This is a genomic window from Chlorogloea sp. CCALA 695 (genome assembly GCF_003003885.1).
Classification (GTDB): domain Bacteria; phylum Cyanobacteriota; class Cyanobacteriia; order Cyanobacteriales; family Chroococcidiopsidaceae; genus Aliterella.
Genome location: NZ_PVWN01000026.1, coordinates 1 through 20659 on the forward strand (window position 1 = coordinate 1; position 20659 = coordinate 20659).

Genomic DNA, 20659 nt, shown 5'->3' on the forward strand with positions numbered 1-20659 from the left:
GTAAGGGGCGGGCATAAATGTTGTTTGTATTTCTTCTTTTCTTATTTTACGTCTTAACGTGAATTTGTAGGGCTATAGCAGTGGTATAAAAGCGTTACTATCACTCTCTCCTGATGTCGCTGTTGTAGAGCCAACCGGGGTTAATTACTCCAAGTTCTGGGTAACTAAACTAGCCGAAGCTGGAGTAGAAATCCCCCTAGTAGGTCACAAACAATTACACGCCTACCGGGTAAATCTAGACTTACCAGATAAAGACGACTCCGCCGACGCTTTAGCCCTAGCTTGTTACTATATGGAACACAATCAGAGCGATCGCCGTTTCGTTCGTATCCGCGACCCGATCGTCTCCCAAATTCGGGATATTGTTCTGCGCCTCCAGCACCTCAACCGGGTGCAGTCGCCGATCATTAATCGGATGCGTCAAGACCTGGCATGGCAGTTTCCCGAAGTTGCAATGACGAGCCTAAATGCGCCGCTATTTTGGGGCTGGTTAGCCGGGGAACGAAAGAGCCAAAGGTACGATAAAAAGCTGATTAATAGTTCAGGCTTAGGTCTGGAAAGCGAAGTAATCCACAGCGCTAAAGCCATTTGCGTTCTCCAAAGAAGGGAACGCGCTCTTGAAGTTCTGATGCGTAATTTAATGAAAGACCTGCGCTTTTTAAAATACCGTAAAGTCTTTGCCCAGTTTGGCTTTGGCGAACGCACCGAAGCCCTGATTTTGAGCCAAATTTACCCGTTAGAAAACTACTTTGACGCAGATGGAAAGCCAGAAGTTAGAGTTGCTATTGGTCGAGAATCGGGGAAACCAACTAAACGCCACCTGTCCCGTAGGCGATTTCAAAAGGCACTAGGGGTAGCGCCATCGCGTGAAGATAGCGGCGACAAGAAAAAAAGTAAAAAGGCTGGATCTTCCTTAATTAAGATGGCACTTTGGTAGTGGGTTTTTACTCGCATTGAGCCAAGAAAGAGACGCACAAAAAGTGATATTGGCGAAGCTCTGGGGGAGATATTCGACGCTGAAAAGGACGCTTTGCGCCCGATAAGACTTGTCCGCAGTCGCATCGCCAGTCGCGCTACCGATTGGCTGTTTGCTGAATTAGTAAAAGAGTTATTTACAAGTAACAATTAATTAAAAGGCTTCCTTGCCAAACTGACAGTGCCGAACTACGCGCAATGGTTCGGCTTTTCATTAAACTACTAAAAATGTCTAAAGTGAAATCGATTCAGCCTAGTTATAACGTTGCTTGGATTAATAAGATTGCCGAAGTCCCACAAGCGGCGTGGGATGCCCTCGCTATGCCCCTCAAAACACCTTTTTTGGAGTGGGAATGGTTGAATAACTTAGAAAGCTCTGGGAGTGCCATACCTCAAGCTGGCTGGTTGCCGAATCATTTAACTATTTGGCGCGATCGCCAATTAATTGCTGCCGCACCGCTATATCTTAAAGGTCATAGTTACGGTGAGTTTATTTTTGACCAGCAATGGGCAGAAGTATCAAGGCGAATTGGGGTTGATTATTATCCAAAACTCTTAGGAATGTCACCTTTTACACCTGCCGAAGGTTATCGATTTTTGATTGCGCCGGGAGAAGATGAAGATGAGATGACTGGGTTAATGGTAAGGGCGATTGATTATTTTTGCGATCGCCAAAACATTTCCGGCTGTCATTTTCTCTACGTCGATCCAGAGTGGAAACCTGTATTAGAACGTCATGGGTTTACTGCTTGGCTGCACCATAGCTCGATTTGGCAAAATCAGGATTTTCAAAACTTTGACGATTATTTGACAATGTTTAACGCCAATCAGCGCCGCAATATCAAGCGAGAACGCAAAGCTGTAGAAAAGCAAAGTTTGCAGTTGCAAGTATTGACAGGGGATGAGATTCCTAAATCATTGTTTCCGCTTATGTATAGTTTTTACGCCGATACTTGCGACAAATTTGGCGGGTGGGGAAGTAAGTATTTAACTAAGCGCTTTTTTGAGCAGTTATACACCAATTATCGGCATCGGGTGGTATTTGTCGCGGCTTACAACCAGTTGGATAAGCGTCAACCGATGGGAATGTCTTTTTGTTTGACTAAAGGCGATCGCCTCTACGGGCGCTACTGGGGTAGTTTTCAAGATATTGATTGCTTACACTTTGATGCTTGTTACTACACACCGATTGAGTGGGCAATCAAGCAAAAAATTCAAACTTTTGACCCCGGTGCAGGGGGCAGACATAAGAAGCGGCGCGGCTTTCCGGCAAGTCCTAATCATAGTATGCACCGCTTTTATAATCGTCGATTGACACAAATATTACTTCCTTATATTAAAGAAGTAAATGCTATGGAACAGCAAGAGATTGAGGAGATTAACCAAAACTTACCTTTTAATCCCAGTAGCGAAGGTAAGTAAATAAATTGCCTGAAGCAAGTTATTCAGGCAATAGCTGATTTGTCCATACTTAGACTATTACAGGCTACATAGCTAAAAAACCGTACATTTTCAGAGAGATTTTTATTTATTCGCAAGAGAGTAAGTGTAACTAGCTGGTTATTTGCCAATAACTGAAGCAAAAATGGGTTATTCAATCCAAGTATAAATTTATCAATTACCTCTATTAAGTAAAAACAACCTCCAAGTATTTGTATTTCTTTATACAGAATTAGTGCTTATAGTGATACAAAATGAACTTCTTAAGAGGTATTGACAACGTATTTAGTTTTAGGAGTAGAACAAGTTACTTCAGGCTTTCCTATGGCTCTTGAGTAACTTGTCCGGACGCTAAAGCTTGATGTTGTTAAAAGTTAAGATTTCACCAGATTATTAAGTATTTACTAATTTAAGGATTGCCAGGACGGATGAAGGTAAAACTCACACACAAGCACAAGCGGAAAAACACGAAAAGGCGGCTATATGGGCATTCAAGCTCACGCTTTAACAAAAATATCCCGATTTTGGCTCAGTTAGAGCGGGCAATTAAACAACTAACTCCTAGTTGGCAAGCCTGCATTCCTCTAGCAATCTTGATTGTGCTGGTATGGGGTTACGCAGCAGTTGCCCAAGACGGAGCGCCTGCAAATACTGACAAGGTAACGCAAGACTTGCAAAGCTTGAGGGTAGGGATAGACACACTATGGGTGTCTATCGCTGCCTTTTTGGTATTTTTTATGAATGCTGGTTTCTGTATGCTAGAAACTGGGTTCTGCCGTCAGAAAAATGCCGTTAACGTTTTAGCGAAAAACTTGATCGTATTTGCGCTATCTACCGTAGCATTCTGGGCGATTGGCTTTGGCTTAATGTTTGGTGATGGCAATCCATTTTTTGGTACTAATGGATGGTTCTTAAGTGGAGCCGACAACAGCCCCGCTACTGGAGATGCCTATCAAGGTGTTTTTAGCGCTCTAAATTGGACAGGCGTACCTCTAGGGGCAAAATTTTTATTTCAGTTGGTGTTTGCTGGAACTGCCGCAACAATCGTTTCTGGCGCTGTTGCCGAACGCATTAAATTTTTTAGCTTTTTAGTCTTTAGCCTTTTACTTGTCGGTATTGCCTACCCAATTACAGGCCATTGGATTTGGGGTGGTGGCTGGCTAGCAAAAGCTGGCTTTTGGGACTTTGCCGGATCTACGGTAGTTCACGCCGTTGGTGGTTGGGCAGCTTTGATGGGTGCAGCCTTTTTAGGGCCCCGCCTAGGCAGGTATCAGAATGGAGAGTCGGTAGCAATGCCAGGACACAATATGAGCATTGCCACCTTGGGCGCTTTGATCTTGTGGCTAGGATGGTTTGGTTTTAATCCTGGTTCAACAATGTCAGTAAACCCGAGCATTGCCCATATTGCTTTAACAACGAACTTAGCGGGATCTTTCGGTGGGATTGCAGCGACAATTACCGCTTGGTTGTATCTTGGCAAGCCGGATTTGTCGATGATTATCAATGGCATACTAGCAGGCTTGGTCGGAATTACCGCAAGTTGTGCTTTTGTTAGCTTACCTTGGGCTGCGGTAATTGGTGCGGTTTCTGGAGTAATAGTCGTCTTTGCTGTCACCTTCTTTGACAGAATTAAAATTGACGACCCTGTAGGTGCAACTTCCGTTCACTTAGTTTGTGGCATTTGGGGAACTCTGGCAGTAGGTCTATTTGCCGAAGGCCCTGCGGGCGCTTTGAATCTATATGGAGAAGGTTTAGGACCAATCAGGGGCTTGCTATTAGGTGGTGGTTTTCAACAAGTTTGGTCGCAAGTTGTTGGTATTATCTCGGTAGGTGGCATTACTGTTCTTCTGAGTACAATCTTCTGGGTGGCACTCAAGGCTACTTTGGGTATTCGCGTGACTGCGGAAGATGAAATTCAAGGTTTGGATATCAGCGAACACGGGATGGAAGCTTACAGTGGATTTCTCAAAGAGGCGGAGAATACTGGGTTTAGTGAAGCTGATCGTGGGGACAGGAAAAAGGGATCGCCAGATTTATCTGGTAAATTATATTAATCATCGCTAAAAGCTAAATAAGATCGAAACTGTCCCTAAAATGAAAATGACAAGTTTAGGGGCAGTTTTTGTGAAAGGACTTAAATTTTAAGTCCTAGTAGACCAAGCAAATGATCCAAACTTGAGAATTAGTTGCGAATAGGTCAAAGGTAAACTCAAGAAAGCAAAGTTTATTTAGAGCTTTATAAAGTTAGAGGCTAAGACTTTTGCTTGATACTTATTCCACTAGCAAATTCTTCTCCATAACCTTCTTCGCCGTGTTCGTGGATATCCATACCTTGGTATTCTTCCTCGGCAGAAAGACGCAAACCAACGGTAGCATCAAGGACTTTGAGAATTACAAACGTACCCACGCCAGCAAAAATATAGGCAACAGCGATCGCTGCTAATTGAATTCCAAGTTGATTGAAATTACCGCGCAGTAACCCATCTTTACCAAATTCATTGACTTCAACGGTGGCAAAAATCCCGGTTAAAATTGCTCCTACCGTACCGCCCACACCATGCACGGGAAAGGTATCTAATGCGTCATCAATTTGGAATTTATGCTTGACACTAATAGCAAAAAAGCAGCATACCGCCGTAATACTACCAATTAATATCGCAGCTAGAGGTGTAACAAATCCGGCGGCAGGTGTAATCCCAACTAAACCAGCCACCGCACCTGTCGCTACCCCTACGGCTGTAGGTTTGCCGCGTAAAACTTTTTCTAAAATTAGCCAAGTTAATGCCGCCGCCGCCGCCGCCGTATTAGTGGTAACAAAAGCAACGGTAGCCAAGCTACCGGAAGCAAAAGCACTACCAGCATTAAAGCCAAACCAACCAAACCATAGTAAACCCGCACCTAGCAAGATAAAAGGTACATTGTGAGGAGATGCTAACTGACTTGGATAGGTTTTGCGTGGGCCAATCACAATAGCCGCTACTAGAGCCGAAATCCCCGAACTAATGTGTACTACCGTACCCCCCGCAAAATCGAGAGCGCCAATGCCACCAGCCAAGCCTAAAAAGCCACCTTTTGCCCAGACCATGTGAGCTAAAGGACAATATATAAAAGTTGACCAAATTAGCACAAATAACGCGTAAGCCCGGAAGCTAACTCGCTCAACAATTGCTCCAGAAATTAGCGCTGGAGTAATAATTGCAAACATTGCCTGGTAGATCATGAATGTTTGGTGCGGAATAGTTGCGGAATACGAAACTAATTCCTCTGGCGCGGAGCCTTTGAGATAATCGGTGACTGCCATCGTAGCGCTGACACCATTCAAGCCCAGCCATTGCAAACCACCAATAAAAGCTGTCCCCGGGGCAAAAGCAAGGCTGTAACCCCAGAGAACCCAGGTAACTCCAACTATGCCCATGAGCAAGAAGCTCATCATCAAAGTATTTAAAATATTGCGATCGCGGACAAACCCACCATAGAAAAATGCCAACCCTGGTGTCATCAATAAAACCAAAGCGGAACACATCAACATAAACCCTGTATCCGCCGACGTTTGCGCCGCCGCTATCATCTCCTCAGTAGTCGCCGCTAATGCTGGAGAAATTAAACTAGAGCCTAGCAATATTAATGCGATCGCTACTATGATTGGTATTTTCTTTACCATTTATCTTAACCTTTTACATCTATACGTAGAGTGCAGTGCAATCTCATTGCATCAGTATCAATAGTAGTAATTCCGTATCTAAAGATACATTTGGCTCAATTAAGTCAAAGATCGTTGTAGTTAATGCTGCTTTACTGGGCAGTTTCATTTACGGGAAAACGATCGATTAACTGCACTGCACGATAAGCATTGCGTTGTAAAGAAGCTGACAAATGGGGAACATAGGGTATTTGCGATAATAAGTCTAAGGTGCGACGTAACAGCCGGACAACATCCCCCTCATCTAAACTTGTGTGGCTGCATAGTTCAACCCAATCTACCCCCAGCGCCCAATTTTCTAGTAAAGCAACTAAATCGTACTCTAACCAAATTGGTAAAGCGATGTTATAACGGCGTTGCATTTGAAACAAATTTCGCCGTGTAGAACGCAAGAGCGCAAGGGCTTCTTCTACAGAAACAGACAACGTGTAACGTACCCAGGTATCAGGGCGAGGGGTTTCTGTGACTATGGCAGCGATCGCCGCCGCCAAACATTGGGGATCTAATTCGTCAAACTCACCACTTGCTAAAGCTAGAGCAATCCATAATTCATTGTCCCCGCGAATTGCCGCCGCAACTTGTCCTAAATCAGTAGGTACTAAGTCTTGCAAACAACCAAATCGTTGCAAAATTTCGATTAGATGTAAAAATTCTTCCCAGTGACGCTGAGAAGTCTTTTCTAATTCTGCTTGACGGTTAGCAAGCTCGGCTTCAAGTTCTATTGCTTTGTTGCGACGCTTGAAAAGTGTTGCCGGATTGCCTGCTTCATGCAAAGGATGGGCTTCAATTTGCGCCGTCACTGCTATAGTTCGCTGTTGTTGAGCCAAGACTTCGGGCGCAATGTGAATAATCGCCGCCGAGTTAGGAATTAAAGCCGCAACTGCCTGAGATTCTTGGTTTCCTCGGCGTGATTGTCCGGGTCTGATCAGCATTTCTACCGGAGGCAAAAGATCGCTAGAAATTTCTAATGGTGGCAATTCAGCGTGTAAATCTACCACGTCGCTTGTTGTCACCACATACCAACGATTATTTGCCCCCAAACATACTAAGTAGGGCAGTTGTCCCGCTCCGGGGGTTTTGGCAACTAAAACGGCGGTTATAGGTACAGAAGTGACGACATTTTTTCCCTTGAGGCTCAGGAGAGTACCTGTCATGGCAAAGCTCAGAGTTAGACTTAGTTGCTCTACCCTGTCATCGGCGGCTTGTGCTTGGAGAGTTTTTAATAACTGGGTTTCAACTTTAAGCCGTTGCCGCAATTTTTCGTAGTTTTGCAATTGGATCGGATCTACAGAGGCAAGCTGCTCTTGTACTTGGGCTAGTTGAGCCTGCACCAGGGCGATCGCTTCGTATTGAGGTTTTAGGTACAAATTGGCGATATACTGCCCAAAACTACGTTCTACAAGCTCTTTTGCTTGTTCTAAGGTATGAGTTTGCAGTAAGTTCAACACCATGCCATAGGTGGGGGTAAACTGACTAACTAATGGGTCGGCTTTCGCTGTTGCTAGGTAAGCGGCTTCTTTTGCCCCTTCAAAGGGGGTTTGAGCGGTAACAACGTAGCCGCGCTTATCCATACCCCTACGACCTGCCCTACCTGCCATTTGCAGGAACTCAGAAGCATTTAACAATCGATGCCCGCGATCAGTACGTTTTGATAAACTAGAAATTACGGTAGTTCGGGCAGGCATATTTATTCCCGCCGCTAGAGTTTCTGTTGCAAATACAACTTTAATTAACCCTTGCTGGAATAATTCTTCAACTAATCCTTTCCATGCTGGCAATATTCCCGCATGATGGGCGGCAATCCCGCGATACAATTGCTCAACTTGTCCAGTCCTTCCCGCGTCGGGGTTGCGCTGTAAAAATTCATCAATTTGCCACTTCAATTCGGCTGCTTCTGAGGGGTTTACTAACGTCAGCGTTCCCAAATCTTCTACAGCTTTATCGCAATTTCTGCGGCTGAAGATAAAGTAAATTGCTGGCAGCATATCTCTTGAACTTAGCTGATTAAGCAGATAAATTATGCTGGGAGCTTCGGGTCTTGCTCCATTACGTCTGGCATCTTTTGCCTTTTGAGCGTCTATGCTACCGCGTTTTGGTCGGAGGCGGGGATTAATTTTGCCACCTTCAAGCAAGGGAAATAGCCCTTTAACATTGCAAAACTTAAACTCTAAAGGTACAGGGCGAAAATCTGAATAAATTAGTTGAGTTGGCCCGTGAACTGTATTAATCCAATCGGTAAGTTGGTCGCTGTTGGCAACGGTAGCAGAAAGGGCGACTAATTGAATTTCTCTAGGACAGTAAATAATTGATTCTTCCCAAACTGTCCCCCGTTGGCGATCGTTCATGTAATGACATTCATCTAAAACTACCGCCTCTACACCCTGCATCGATGTGCCAACTTCACCGATAGGCGTACCGTAGAGCATATTGCGGAAGATTTCGGTAGTCATTACCAAAATTGGGGCTTCTCGGTTAATCGAAACATCTCCCGTTAGTAATCCTACTTTATCTGCCCCGAAAGTTCTCCGAAAATCGCGCAGTTTTTGGTTAGATAGCGCTTTTAAAGGTGTCGTGTAAAATACTCGTCGCCCCCTAGCTAGAGCGCGATAAATAGCGTACTCGCCAATTAATGTTTTGCCTGAACCAGTAGGCGCACATACTACTACCGACTTATTCTCATTTAAAGCCGCGATCGCGCTATTTTGAAATTCATCTAATTCAAACGGAAATATATTTTTTAAATCCAATTCGGGAAATGCTTGGGAAACCACTTTTAATTAGGCGAGCAATAAATTTATTAGGCACAGAAGGCATTGCCAACTTGTCGATATTCCTACGATTGTAAGCCAATTTAATTAATTAAATTTTTTGGTAGGGGTTATTTACCTAATTCAAGACTGCGCGCACTTGCTGCTTGTACCGCTTGAATCAACGCCGAACGCAGCCCACCCTTTTCTAACTGGGCTACTCCAGCAATGGTTGTTCCCCCCGGACTTGTAACGCGATCTTTGAGGAGGGCGGGGTGCATTTTTGTAGTTTGCAATAGCTCTACAGTGCCTTTAATGGTTGCTAGGGCTAGTTGCATAGCAATTTCTCTTGGTAAGCCCGATTTTACGCCCCCATCGGCTAAAGCCTCAACAATCATTGCTACGTAAGCCGGGCCTGATCCCGATAATCCTGTCACCGCATCCATTAAGGTTTCGGGAACTTCTACCACTTCCCCTACCGACTCAAATATTTTTCTAGCGATTTGGCGATCGCTTTCAAGCACTTGAGAACCCATAGAAAGGGCTGTAATACCTGCACCCACTGTAGCCGGAGTGTTGGGCATAGCTCTAACTACTGGTAGATCAAAAGCTGATTCTAATTGACTTAACTTTACCCCTGCCAAAATCGAAATTATTAACGGCTTTGATTCGCTTGTCGTTAAAGCTTGGTTTAATACCTTGGCAACTTCGGGAAATATCTGGGGCTTAATTGCCAGTATAATCGCCCTACAGCGCGCTAAATCTTGGTTGTCGGCGGTTACTTGTACGCCATAGGTTTGCGCTAAATAATCGCGGCGTGTCTCCTTTACTTCGCTGACAACGATCTCTAAAGGTTGATAAATTTCCCTAACGATTAAGCGGGATAGCAGCGCTTCGCCCATTACCCCGCCACCAATTATACCAAGCTTGCCTTCGAGCAACGAAATCATCCTTTTACGAGCAGTTGCTAATTTTACCTGTTTTTGACAGGCTTTAAACCCAAAATAGGAAAATTCTTGTTTCCTTTATTAGCTAGATTGAGCTATCCGAGTAGATTCTGGTGTCCAAGACGCCGTTGGCGCTGTAACTCGTCCGGTGCGGACTTGAGCTTGAGCTTGGGCGGACTCGGTTACAATACCCGATTGAGTTGTAACTTGAACGCAGATAGGAGTAAATAAAAATATACTTTCTCCTACACGCTCTTGATGACCGTTGATAGCGTAAGTTCCGCCAGCAACAAAGTCTACTGCTCTTTGGGCTTGATCGGGGTCTAACATGGTGAGATTGAGAACTACCGATTTGCGATCAAGCAGTGCTTGAATTGCCTGGGGCATTTCTTCAAACGTGCGCGGTTCCATGACTATTACTTCGGAAGTGCTATTGTTTGTTCCTGGCATACCAATCACATTATTTAGTGGTGTACCCGATTCTGTGCTATCTGGGGCTACAGAAATTCGCTCGCGCATCCGGCGGCGACCGTTGCCTTCTTCAGGCATAGATTGAGCTTGCTCTTGTTGGTAGGTGTTGCGGTAGTTATCCCCGTTTCCATTATCTTCATACTCGTCATATTCGTACTCAATCGGGTCATTTAAACCCACAAATTCTTTTAATTTTCCAAAAATACTCACTGTTTGCCTTCCTCCTGACGATTTACACCTTTAGTTAAATTACCACAGCAAATTTTACCAAAGACTCTAGGACTAGCCTAAATAAACGCAATAAATTCTTTGTTGATAAATTCTCTTAACAACACTTTTTGAATTTATAAAATTAATACCCTATGTAAGTAATTAACGCAACCTTATATCCGATAAAACTTTTTGTACTACTGCAAGCGTTCTCCGAACAAAATCCGTCCTAGACGGATCATTGTTGCGCCAGATGCGATCGCACTTTTGTAGTCCTCTGACATTCCCATCGATAACTGCGGTTGCGGCAAATTTAGCCAATTTTTAGATTTAATCTCTGTAAGCAGAGCCGAAGTGCGGTCAAACACGCTTTTTACTTGACTTTCATCTAATCCTACAGGTGGAATTGTCATTAACCCACCAATAAGCAAGTTTTTACAGCAAGCTAAATCGGGTAAATCTGCCCAAAGCTGAGGTACAGTCCAGCCAGTTTTTTGCGGATCGCTCTCAATTTTTACTTGCAAACAAACTTGTAGTTGGCGCGGATTTTCTGCTGCTAATTTATCTAATTGCTGTGCTAATTTTAAACTGTCTACTGAGTGAATCCACTGAAACAACTCTATTGCTTTTTTAGCTTTATTACTTTGCAATCTCCCGATAAAGTGCCAAGTAATATCTGTCAAATCTACAAGTTGCAACTGCTTTGAGTGAGCTTCTTGGACTCGACTTTCGCCAAAATCTCTAATTCCCGCAGCGTAAGCAAGGCGCATTGCTTCTACAGGTACTTGTTTGCTAACAGCAATTAGCTTAACGGTATCGGGTAAATTTTGGCGAATTTGGGTAACTCTTTCGGCAATAGTCATGATTGAAAAGTGCTTTGCAGAATTTTTTGCAATTGCTCGTACTCTTGATATTGTCCGCTACGGCGTAGCAGACGCAAACGAGTTTCTAAGGATAAACGTGCCTGGGAGCGGCTGACCGATTCAAATTTCATTCCCCCACCGGGAGATTCGTGGGTGACTAAAAAAAACAAGCGTTGGGCGTAGAGAGTTGTAAATAGCTCTTGGTGTTGTTCGAGTACGCAAACTCTAGAAAGTAAACCAAAGGTGGGATGATTTAGATAGTTTTCTGTATTCATCAAATATTGAGGCAGGTAGCACCAACTTTCCCAAGGATTAGGCAGATTATGCCGATGATAGCTTGGTTTGGGTGCAAAAGGTAAATGGGGAATACTTATATTTAGACACGCAAAGCTACAATTTGGGCTTGGGCTTTTTGCAAAGATTCATGCCATTCAGTTTCGGGATCACTATCAGCGACAATTCCGGCTCCTACTTGACCCCATACAGCGCTTGAGTTGCTGCTTGGAGTTACGAGTAAGGTGCGGATCAAAATATTTAAGTCCAAGTTGCCTCGCCAATCTAAATAGCCGCAGGAGCCATAAAATAAGCTGCGCCGCACAGGTTCTAATTCTTCGATAATTTCCATACATCGAACTTTAGGACAACCAGAAATCGTGCCGCCAGGAAACATTGCCCGAATTAGCTCAATAGGGGAAACCTCAGGCGGCAAAACTCCCCTGACGTTGCTTACTAGGTGCATAACATGGCTGTAGCGTTCTATGGTGAGTAATTCATCTACCTGTACCGATCCCCATTGACACACGCGCCCTAAGTCATTGCGTTCGAGGTCTAAAAGCATAATATGTTCAGACTTTTCTTTGGCACTAGCAATTAGCTCTTGAGCTAGTCTATTATCTTCTGCAATCGTCGCTCCGCGCGATCGCGTTCCGGCAATTGGTCTAGTTTGAGCAATGCCATTATATAGTTGTACCAGTCGTTCGGGAGAGCAACTAATCACATCTCCCCAAGGCGATCGCCAGAAGCTTGCAAATGGGGAAGGATTAACTTGCTGTAAGGTGCGGTAAATTTCCCAACTATCGCTACTCGTTTGAGTGCTAAATCGTACCGATAAATTTGTCTGAAAAATATCTCCCGCTTGAATATATTTTTTAGCTTGTCTAACGGCGGCTTCGTAGTCACTTTGAGCGGTTAAGAAACGAACTGGGGAAGTACGAGCAATAAAGGGTAACGGGGGCGTAGGAGCTAATTTCAGTTGGTTTGTAAGCGTGTCTAATTGACTAATATCTGCGGCGGCTAACCAGAGCAACTGCTGCAAATGATCCAATACGGCGAAACTTTCTGGTTGATACCAAAAGGCAACGGGAAACGGTAAGTTATCTGCTCTTTTCCAAGGCAATTTCTCAATTTCCCAAGCTGCATCATACCCTAGCCACCCCAGCCACCCCCCGGTAAATGGTAGCTCGTTGGGGCAGTAATTGAGGGTTTTTTCGCCGGATGCTTGTGTTAGCAGTTGTTCTAAAAACGGAAAAATCTTGCCAATTGGTGGTGTCCAGTGCAGACATCCATCAACTAGACGAGGAGATCCGGCACAGATAGAATATCTAGCTAAGGGAGTGCGATCGCCTTTTATGGGTAGTGGGCTTTCTAATAGTGTGGCAATCTTTGCCTTGCCAAATAAAGCTGCAAAAACCTCCGCGCCTGTGCGATTCTCTAATGGTAGCGATTTCCAGTACCAACTTTGTTGCATTTATTTTTCACTAAAAGCCAGCTAAAAACTTAAATTTTGCTAAATCTGCCTAAAAACAGCTTTTACTCATTGCCTTAGCTAATAGACTAGAGCGGTGACTTTTAAGCTTTGATTCTACACGGATTACTAGCAAAATATTTTTCTATTTAACTTAAAGCAAGTCAATTACTTTCTTATTCAATTTTCGCCACTTGCCAAGAAACCAAGGTGGCAAAATCATCGGTAAGTTGAGTTTGGAAGTGTGGGGTTCGGCAAGATAAACAGTAGTACAGTAAAGTAAGCTAATTATGCCGCGATCATTTGGTCATTGAGCGTGTAAGTCCTGCAAATTTGAGAGGAGTTCTTGCTGTGCGGCTCCTTCTTGGGGGACAAAAGATTTACTTTGGGCGTAACCTATAAGTCCAGGCAAATCTAGCTCGTGTCTGTGCATAAATTTGTGGCGACGGATGCGCATAAAATCTGGACTCGACCACAACGGATTCATTGCGCCGCTTTGCTTTCCCCTTGGAGCATGATTCGGTAAGGCTTTAAAGATAACGCGATTAAATTCTGTGAAAAAGTCGTTTTCAGCAACCCATTCGTTCCAAATTAAAGCTAATCGCCCTGATGGTTTCAAAATGCGATGAAACTTTCTTAGAGTTGGCATCGACTGGAACCAATGAAAAGCCTGAAAGCAAGTTACTAAATCTACGGATTCCTCGGATAACTTAGTTTGTTCAGCAGTGGCATCACGACATTCTCCTAAAGGATGAGGTTCCGCAGCCTCTCTCATTGAGGAGTTGGGTTCAATAGCAACAACTCTTAACCCACGTTCAGCGAAAAGACGCGAGGCGATACCTGTCCCTGCACCAATATCTGCTGCTGTTAGCGAGGAGGGCTAGGTAAGCCCTCTTAAAATAGTTTCAATTGCGGTAGCGGGATAGCTTGGACGGTACTTAACGTAATTTGTCACTTAGTTAGAAAATAAACTTGTTGAGTTCAACTTATCTCTTGCTACGTTGTTGGTGTTAGTTGTATTCACAATCGTTACTCCTAGCTTCAGCGCTCGGCACTTAGTTAACGATCAAGCTTACACAATTTTCTAAATAACACTCAACTTTTGCAAGTTCACAAAAATTATCTGAAAAAGGCTTGAACTATATAGCGTTAAAACTGTATAGCTCAAGCCTTTTTGATGTATTGAAAAAGTGAAGTTTTTATCAGCTGCCTTAGCCTTTAACGCTGGGATGATGTTGTTGTAGTCTTAACATACTCTCGCGTTTGGGTCACAATCTGTGCTGGCTGCTGCTTAGGCTTGTTTTGGTCGTAATGGTTAGTAATGTATTTATTAACAACTTTGTCGGCGATGACAAAGGTTTTACGAATAATTCTTTTCCATAAAGAATTGTTTTTGCTAAAGGAAAGACGTACGATCCAAGGTTCAATCAGCGTCATGTGTCGTCGCCATCCCAAGCGATTATACTTATTTTTGAAATACTCATCTTCGGTGAGATCCCACTTGGTACGCAAGTTCTGCAAACTAGCTAGTTCCCAAGCATCGCTCCAACGCAACATATAAAAGGTCATGTCGGACAACTCTAGGGGAGGTCCTGGTACGTAAGTAACTAGGGAATCTGGTTCTAAGTAAACCGTTCCACCGGCTTCTACTACTGTCATGCAGAAATCTACGTGTTCTTTGGTATTAAGCATACCTTCATCTAGCTGACCGATTTTATCAAATATACTTGTACGGACTAACATACAATGGAACTCTGCAAGCCCTGTTTCCCCGCGTTTTAGCCCGTCGCGTACATCTACAACCCGCCGACCTTGTTTGTAAATTTTCTCTAAAATCCGCCGTCTGACGTTACCGTCTTTATTTTCTAATAGTACGCCCGATTCTCCACCAGCACAGTGAACTATTTCATGAACGGGTGAACCTTGGCAAATTAATGGGCTAATTACTGTAGCGTCTGTTTTTTCTGCACACTCTACCAGTTTTGTCAACCAACCTGGTGTCACCTCTACGTCGTTGTCTACAAAAACGACGTACTTACTCTTTACCTTAGCTAGACCAATATTACGTGCTTGATTGGGTGAAAGGTAGTAATCTGTTCTAATTAATTCAAAGCCTTTTTCATGCGCTGCTTGTTGCAAATAGCTTTTGATATTTGCTGGCGAACCACCATCTATATAAATGAGTTCAAAAGGAAACTCTGTATGCTTGTAGATACTCTCAAGGGATTGAGAAGTATAGTTAAAACGTTCTCTGGGCGAAACAACAACTGTAACTTGAGGATCTGACACTAGCGAATTATCCATTGCTCTCTCCTGATGAATTTAACCGAAATTACTTTGGTGAATGAGTAGCAATTGTTACAACAAATCTGGCTTTTCAAGTTTTCCTCAATAAACTTATATTAGTTAAGTCATCTTAGAAATTGCAAGTTGTTTATAATTTATTCCTCAATTTTACTAGCCTTTTCTGTCAGAACTTGGTGATAAATCTCTACTAAGCGATCATTAAGCTGATTGGTGTCATAGTGTTTTTCTACATAGGCACGACCAGCTTCACCCATACTTACCCAAGTTAGGGAATGTTCAACTAGCCAAGACAATTTCTCTGTTAAAGCATCTACATCTTTTTCTGGAACTAAAAAGCCAGAAACGCCATTTTCAACAAGTTCAGGAATACCACCATGTAAAGTGCCAATAACTGGCATTCCCATTGCCATTGCTTCTTTTAATGTATTTACTGGAGCATCTTGATCGCCGTTAGCTGCTGTTATACTTGTAGCTATGAAAATAGAAGATTCACTGAGAATTTTAACAACTTCTTGCTGGCGTTTTTGACCTAAGAGTTTTATTTGGTCGCTTACTCCTAAATCGTTTATTAATTGCTGCAATTGTTCTTTTAAAGGGCCATCACCCATAATGTTATATTCAATGTTTTTGTTGTTTTTAACCAGCCTCGCCACTGCACGAATACAATATTCAATACCTTTCTTTTCTACTAAGCGACCAGTGGTGGCAATGCGTATTAAGCCGTCTGCGGGTAAAGTGCGAGGAATATAAACAAATTTACTGCAATCTATACCCGACCCCAATACAACTAGCTTGTCTTCATTACAACCAAGTTTGAGCAGTCGATTTTTGAAGTAGTTACAGTTTGTCAGAAAAAAATCCCCGGTTTTGAATAGTTTGTTATAAACCTGTTCACCCCTTTGTCTGATAACTGAACTAATATCATAACCACGAAAGGAGACAACCAATTTCCCCTTAATCGCACCAAGTTCTTGTAGTTGCATTATCGGTAGTCCAATAGTCCCAAACTGACAGTGAATAATGTCGTAGGGTGCCTTGTTTACTAAATATTTGCTTCGGTACAACAATCGTAAGGAGGTTGCTTGAGTGCCATATTTAAAAGTATTGAGACTCCGCAACAAAACTAAAGGAGCTTGATAGAAACTAGCGGACAAAGCTATGCCTTTAAGTAACCGAAATAAAAAATTTTTGGGGATTTCAGGCACGTAGTAAGTGCGTTCGAGCAGGTTGTATTTTTCTATATCTGGATGAACTTTAGTTGTGTCTACTTTTACATTTTCTTCAATTGCATAAATGTCAACGGTAATTCCCCGTTCAATCAATCCTACAATTTGATTTAATATAAAGGTCTCTGACGTAACTGGAAAATTAGCAACAATAAAAGCGACTCTCATAGTAATTATTGATTTTAAAAAGTTTTTTTACTGGTTTATGAACTCTTTCAATTCTGATATTGCTATTTTTTTGATAGTAAATTCAAAATTTTATATTCTAGTTTGTATTAGGCTTACCCTCCCCATTTTTTTAGCTTTTGCTCAATTCTTTATCTAACTTTAGGGTTTTATGAGGATTTTGTAAAGATTGAGTTGATTGATAATACATTACGTTCTTATGTAATAGAATAAAGTTATTTAATAGCATTATCAATGCTAACTGTATAGATTAAGACAAATTTTTATCAGTAAAAGCAGTGCTTGGGGCAAATAAGAAGTAGCTGATGCCTAAAACCACCAAATAATTTAAGCAGGAAAAATTTTAAAAGTTAAGCTTTCTCAAACTAAAATTATTAAAGTTTCTACAAAACAAGCAAAGATGTTTATTCTGTTAAACACTAAGTGCAAAAGTTGAGTGTTTAAATTTAGCAATAAACGAGCAATACCCAACTTTCTATCAAATCAACGATTGAAGAAAAAAACCCTATGCCAACTGTAACAGTAATTATTCCAACCTACAATACTATAACTTACTTACCAAAAACATTAGAAAGTGTCCTCAATCAAACATTCACTGATTTTGAAATTATAATTATTGATGATGGGAGTACGGATACAACCGCTAAATGGCTTGGTAATCTGGTAGAGCCAAGAATAAAAATAGTAGTGCAAACTAACCAAGGGGTGGCGGTAGCTCGAAATAAAGGTATTGCTCTTGCTAGTGGAAAATACATAGCATTTTTAGACAGTGATGATCTGTGGGAGCCAACAAAACTAGAAAAACAAGTGCAGTGTTTAGACGCAGATCCTGCTGTAGGTTTAGTAAATACTTGGATCAAGAACATAGATGAGCAAGGCAATGATTTAGTTGTTGTGCGTGTGCCAGAAGCCGAGGGCAATGTCTGGAACCAAATAATAGAGGAAAATCTAATTTTGTGTGGTAGCGTCCCGATGATCCGCCGCAGTAGTTTTGAAGAAGTTGGTGTATTTGACTGCAATTTGCTTTCTGCGGAAGACTGGGATATGTGGATTCGTTTGGCGGCAAAGTATTCTTTTGCTTTGATTAAAGAGCCTTTAGTTTCCTACCGCCAGCATCTTAAAAGCAAATCTAACAACCTAGAAAAACACCTATCCCACCGATTGAAAGTAATTGATAAAACATTTCTGGCTGCGCCTCCCCAGATGCAACACTTAAAAAATCGCGCAGTTGGGCGTGCGTATTTGGCAATCGCTTGGAAACTGCTGCTACAAAAAGATTATAAAGCAGTAAATACTCACCGCCAGAAGGCATTGACTTACTCACCGGAGTTACGAAAGAGCGATAACTACAAGCGTTTAACTTTACTAAGTTGGGCAAAACAATGGTTAGGTGAAGAGAGCTATGCAAGATTGCGATCGCTAATTGGTAAATTCAAAAAGCCGTCTGTAATTGGAAGTTAGCTTTTTTAGCTCATTGCTGGGAAGGGAAATAATCGCGCAATCCAAAATATAACCAAAAATGCGATCGCAATACCATCAATTGTTTTTAACTTTAACTGCTGCCATTGGACGCGATGAAGATTCGGGCTAGTAAAACCCCGAACTGTCATCGCATTAGCCATTTGGTCGGCTCTTAATAACAAATTTTCTAATAATCGCTCGGCGACTAGCATCCATACTCTAATTCCTCCCTTAACACCAAGCTTTTGCCAATTGATGGCGCGGGTATTGACGGAGCGAATTAAGTTTTGGACTTCTTCTAACACCAAAGGAATAAACCGCAAAGATAAGGTTAGTGTCAAAGCAATTTCTGTAACCGGAATTTTAAAACGGCGCAAAGGACGCATTAAGCTTTCAATTCCGGCGGTAATTTCTTCTGGAGCGGTGGTTAGTAAGTAAAGATTGCTGCTGTAAATTACGTTAAACATCAGTGTACTAACCCGAATTGCTAAATCGAGCGATCGCCTAGTAATAGTAAATCGCTCAATTTGGAATAGGATGTATTGGTAGTCTGAAACCTTGGCAATGCTTTGATCTACTGGTGGCAAGCGGGGTTGGTACTTGACATTAAAAGAGTCTGGGACAAAAGCACCTAACAGAAATACCATGCCAGCGAGTATCAACAGAAACCCCATTTGTTGCCGCCAGGCTCGAAGCGGAATTTTTGCCGTCAGAGTAATAGCAATTAGCATGACTACCAAAGCAATCCGCCAAGGTGCAGTAGCTAAAATAGGTGCAGCTAAAAAACTTAAGAGCCAAAATAGCTTTACTCGCGGATCGAGTTTATGCAGCCAAGTAATCGGTTGTTCTAGATATAGCCCTAGGGGAAGATTTCGCAGTAAATCCATTAGTGCAATTTGTAGCGCCGTAATCTAATCTAATTGACATCGGGGAAAAATTATCAAAATTTCCCCATTGCCTTATTGCTAGTAGCTTTTAACGCGAGTAGCACGATTAGCTGAACTGCCAGTATCTTCTACATCACGAACTTTTTTGCTGCGCCAAAACAACCTAATCGGAGTACCAATAAACCCTAGTTGCTGACGAAATTGCCTTTCAATGTAACGCTTGTAGTTTTCATGAAAGCGGGAAGCTTCATTAACAAATAATGCGATCGCCGGGGGCTGTGTACTTACTTGAGTACCGTAATAAATTTTCCCTTGACGACCTTGGCGGCTGGTGGGTGGTGAATGCCAGCGCAAGGCTTCTTCTAGCACTTCATTAATTACCGAAGTTGTGACGCGGCGTTTGTGGGCAGTGGCGGCGATATCTGCTAATTCGAGGATTTTTTCAACTCGCTGCCCAGTTTTGGCACTGACAAAAATCATTTCTGCCCATTCAATAAAATACAGCCGCTCTTTAAGGGTTTTTTCGTGGTCGTAAATTGTGTAAGAATCTTTTTCTACAGCATCCCATTTATTAATTACTACGACGCAAGCTCTGCCTTCTTCTTCAATCCGGGCTACTAATTTTTGATCTTGCTCCGTAACGCCGTCTTCAGCATCAAGTACCAGCAAAACCACATCGGCGCGACGGATAGCTTTAAACGCGCGATTGATGCCAAAAAATTCTGCCCCATATTCCACATTTTTTTTGCGCCGAATGCCTGCGGTGTCGATTAAACGGTAGGTTTTGCCATCCCTTTCAATTACAGTATCGATCGCATCGCGGGTTGTGCCAGAAATCGGACTAACGATCGCTCTATTTTCGCCAACAAAAGCGTTCAGTAAGCTAGATTTGCCCACATTTGGTCGCCCAACGATCGCTATTTTTGTTTCCTCTACGTCTGGAAGCTGGTCACTATGGGGTAAGTGGGCAATTACCGCGTCTAATAATTCTCCTGTACCATTGCCATGAATCCCTGACATGGGGAAAGGTTCGCCTAAGCCTAGTTCCCAAAACTGCGCCGCTTGGGTTAAACCAAGTTCGGCAGATTCGCATTTATTGACCGCTAGAACAACCGGGACGCTTTGTTGGCGCAACCATTGGGCAATTTCTTCATCGGCGGCGCAAATCCCCGCTTGACCGTCTACGATCATCAGGGCAGCACTTGCTTCAGTAAGGGCTAGGGCGGCTTGTTCGCGGATCATTGGTAAAAATTCGGTATCGTCGTCAAAGACTAACCCGCCTGTATCGACGACAACAAAATCGCGATCGCCCCAGAAGGCATTTAAATAAGTGCGATCGCGGGTAATTCCTGGTTCATCGTACACAATAGCCGCGTTCGTCCCTGCCAGACGATTTACTATTGTAGATTTGCCCACATTGGGACGGCCGATAATTGCGACTATTGGTAGAGACATAAAAGTAAAAGAGGCTGGAAAAAAATGCTTTGTGTCTATA

General features: G+C 42.8%; 16 protein-coding genes. 4 read left to right on the forward strand and 12 right to left on the reverse strand.

Annotated features, from left to right (window positions below):
- Nucleotides 1-292: 292 nt before the first annotated feature.
- From C7B70_RS27050 to C7B70_RS14250, 3 genes are all read left to right on the forward strand, one after another.
- A complete protein-coding gene (locus C7B70_RS27050) occupies nt 293-937 on the forward strand; it encodes a hypothetical protein (protein ID WP_199192269.1) in 645 nt (214 codons plus the stop codon).
- A 266-nt stretch (nt 938-1203) separates the two neighbouring features.
- A complete protein-coding gene (locus C7B70_RS14245; RefSeq protein ID WP_106369692.1) occupies nt 1204-2397 on the forward strand; it encodes a GNAT family N-acetyltransferase in 1194 nt (397 codons plus the stop codon).
- A gap of 446 nt (nt 2398-2843) precedes the next feature.
- Nucleotides 2844-4469 (forward strand): ammonium transporter, encoded by a 1626-nt coding sequence (locus C7B70_RS14250; protein ID WP_106369693.1) that lies wholly within the window; start codon nt 2844-2846, stop codon nt 4467-4469.
- Nucleotides 4470-4666: 197 nt separating this feature from the next.
- Here the strand turns inward: C7B70_RS14250 and C7B70_RS14255 are convergent, their stop codons facing one another.
- The 10 genes from C7B70_RS14255 to C7B70_RS14300 all read right to left on the reverse strand — a co-directional run bounded on the left by C7B70_RS14255 (nt 4667) and on the right by C7B70_RS14300 (nt 16798).
- Nucleotides 4667-6076 carry an ammonium transporter gene (locus C7B70_RS14255; RefSeq protein ID WP_106369694.1) on the reverse strand — a complete coding sequence of 470 codons (1410 nt, stop codon included), beginning with the start codon at nt 6074-6076 and terminating at the stop codon, nt 4667-4669.
- A 131-nt stretch (nt 6077-6207) separates the two neighbouring features.
- The gene (locus C7B70_RS14260; RefSeq protein ID WP_106369695.1) at nt 6208-8886 is read right to left on the reverse strand and encodes an RNA helicase; all 2679 of its coding nucleotides are present in this window, start codon (nt 8884-8886) and stop codon (nt 6208-6210) included.
- A gap of 107 nt (nt 8887-8993) precedes the next feature.
- Nucleotides 8994-9812, reverse strand: a complete 819-nt coding sequence (proC, locus tag C7B70_RS14265; RefSeq protein WP_106369696.1) for a pyrroline-5-carboxylate reductase — start codon at nt 9810-9812, stop codon at nt 8994-8996.
- A gap of 78 nt (nt 9813-9890) precedes the next feature.
- Nucleotides 9891-10490, reverse strand: a complete 600-nt coding sequence (locus C7B70_RS14270) for a cell division protein SepF (protein ID WP_106369697.1) — start codon at nt 10488-10490, stop codon at nt 9891-9893.
- Nucleotides 10491-10687: 197 nt separating this feature from the next.
- On the reverse strand, nt 10688-11353 hold the full coding sequence (locus C7B70_RS14275; RefSeq protein ID WP_106369698.1) for a YggS family pyridoxal phosphate-dependent enzyme: 666 nt from the start codon (nt 11351-11353) through the stop codon (nt 10688-10690).
- On the reverse strand, nt 11350-11628 hold the full coding sequence (pipX, locus tag C7B70_RS14280) for a transcriptional coactivator PipX (protein WP_106369699.1): 279 nt from the start codon (nt 11626-11628) through the stop codon (nt 11350-11352). The genes C7B70_RS14275 and pipX overlap by 4 nt, the downstream gene beginning before the upstream one ends.
- A 101-nt stretch (nt 11629-11729) precedes the next feature.
- The gene (locus C7B70_RS14285; protein ID WP_106369700.1) at nt 11730-13100 is read right to left on the reverse strand and encodes an anthranilate synthase component I; all 1371 of its coding nucleotides are present in this window, start codon (nt 13098-13100) and stop codon (nt 11730-11732) included.
- Between the two features lie 304 nt (nt 13101-13404).
- A complete protein-coding gene (locus C7B70_RS27785; protein ID WP_255409339.1) occupies nt 13405-13953 on the reverse strand; it encodes a class I SAM-dependent methyltransferase in 549 nt (182 codons plus the stop codon).
- A 362-nt stretch (nt 13954-14315) separates the two neighbouring features.
- Complete coding sequence (locus C7B70_RS14295) at nt 14316-15401, reverse strand: glycosyltransferase family 2 protein (RefSeq protein WP_106369701.1); 1086 nt, start codon at nt 15399-15401, stop codon at nt 14316-14318.
- 137 nt (nt 15402-15538) lie between these two features.
- Entirely contained in the window at nt 15539-16798 is a 1260-nt protein-coding gene (locus C7B70_RS14300) for a glycosyltransferase (RefSeq protein ID WP_106369702.1), read from the reverse strand.
- A 525-nt stretch (nt 16799-17323) separates the two neighbouring features.
- Here C7B70_RS14300 and C7B70_RS14305 point away from each other — a divergent pair.
- Entirely contained in the window at nt 17324-18277 is a 954-nt protein-coding gene (locus C7B70_RS14305; RefSeq protein WP_106369703.1) for a glycosyltransferase, read from the forward strand.
- Nucleotides 18278-18282: 5 nt separating this feature from the next.
- On the opposite strand, the gene C7B70_RS14310 is transcribed toward C7B70_RS14305, so the two are convergent.
- Both C7B70_RS14310 and der read right to left on the reverse strand, forming a co-directional pair.
- On the reverse strand, nt 18283-19164 hold the full coding sequence (locus C7B70_RS14310) for an energy-coupling factor transporter transmembrane protein EcfT (RefSeq protein WP_106369704.1): 882 nt from the start codon (nt 19162-19164) through the stop codon (nt 18283-18285).
- 78 nt (nt 19165-19242) lie between these two features.
- Complete coding sequence (gene der / locus C7B70_RS14315; RefSeq protein WP_106369705.1) at nt 19243-20619, reverse strand: ribosome biogenesis GTPase Der; 1377 nt, start codon at nt 20617-20619, stop codon at nt 19243-19245.
- Between the last annotated feature and the right edge of the window lie 40 nt (nt 20620-20659).

Excerpts from the sequence above, each read along its gene's own strand:
- C7B70_RS14305 (WP_106369703.1), top strand. The coding sequence starts at position 17,324 with ATGCCAACTGTAACAGTAATTATTCCAACCTACAATACTATAACTTAC.
- C7B70_RS14295 (WP_106369701.1), bottom strand. The coding sequence starts at position 15,401 with ATGGATAATTCGCTAGTGTCAGATCCTCAAGTTACAGTTGTTGTTTCG.
- C7B70_RS14245 (WP_106369692.1), top strand. The coding sequence starts at position 1,204 with ATGTCTAAAGTGAAATCGATTCAGCCTAGTTATAACGTTGCTTGGATT.
- C7B70_RS14300 (WP_106369702.1), bottom strand. The coding sequence starts at position 16,798 with ATGAGAGTCGCTTTTATTGTTGCTAATTTTCCAGTTACGTCAGAGACC.
- der (WP_106369705.1), bottom strand. The coding sequence starts at position 20,619 with ATGTCTCTACCAATAGTCGCAATTATCGGCCGTCCCAATGTGGGCAAA.
- C7B70_RS14275 (WP_106369698.1), bottom strand. The coding sequence starts at position 11,353 with ATGACTATTGCCGAAAGAGTTACCCAAATTCGCCAAAATTTACCCGAT.
- C7B70_RS27050 (WP_199192269.1), top strand. The coding sequence starts at position 293 with ATGGAACACAATCAGAGCGATCGCCGTTTCGTTCGTATCCGCGACCCG.
- C7B70_RS14285 (WP_106369700.1), bottom strand. The coding sequence starts at position 13,100 with ATGCAACAAAGTTGGTACTGGAAATCGCTACCATTAGAGAATCGCACA.
- C7B70_RS14310 (WP_106369704.1), bottom strand. The coding sequence starts at position 19,164 with ATGGATTTACTGCGAAATCTTCCCCTAGGGCTATATCTAGAACAACCG.
- C7B70_RS14255 (WP_106369694.1), bottom strand. The coding sequence starts at position 6,076 with ATGGTAAAGAAAATACCAATCATAGTAGCGATCGCATTAATATTGCTA.
- pipX (WP_106369699.1), bottom strand. The coding sequence starts at position 11,628 with ATGAATACAGAAAACTATCTAAATCATCCCACCTTTGGTTTACTTTCT.
- proC (WP_106369696.1), bottom strand. The coding sequence starts at position 9,812 with ATGATTTCGTTGCTCGAAGGCAAGCTTGGTATAATTGGTGGCGGGGTA.
- C7B70_RS14250 (WP_106369693.1), top strand. The coding sequence starts at position 2,844 with ATGAAGGTAAAACTCACACACAAGCACAAGCGGAAAAACACGAAAAGG.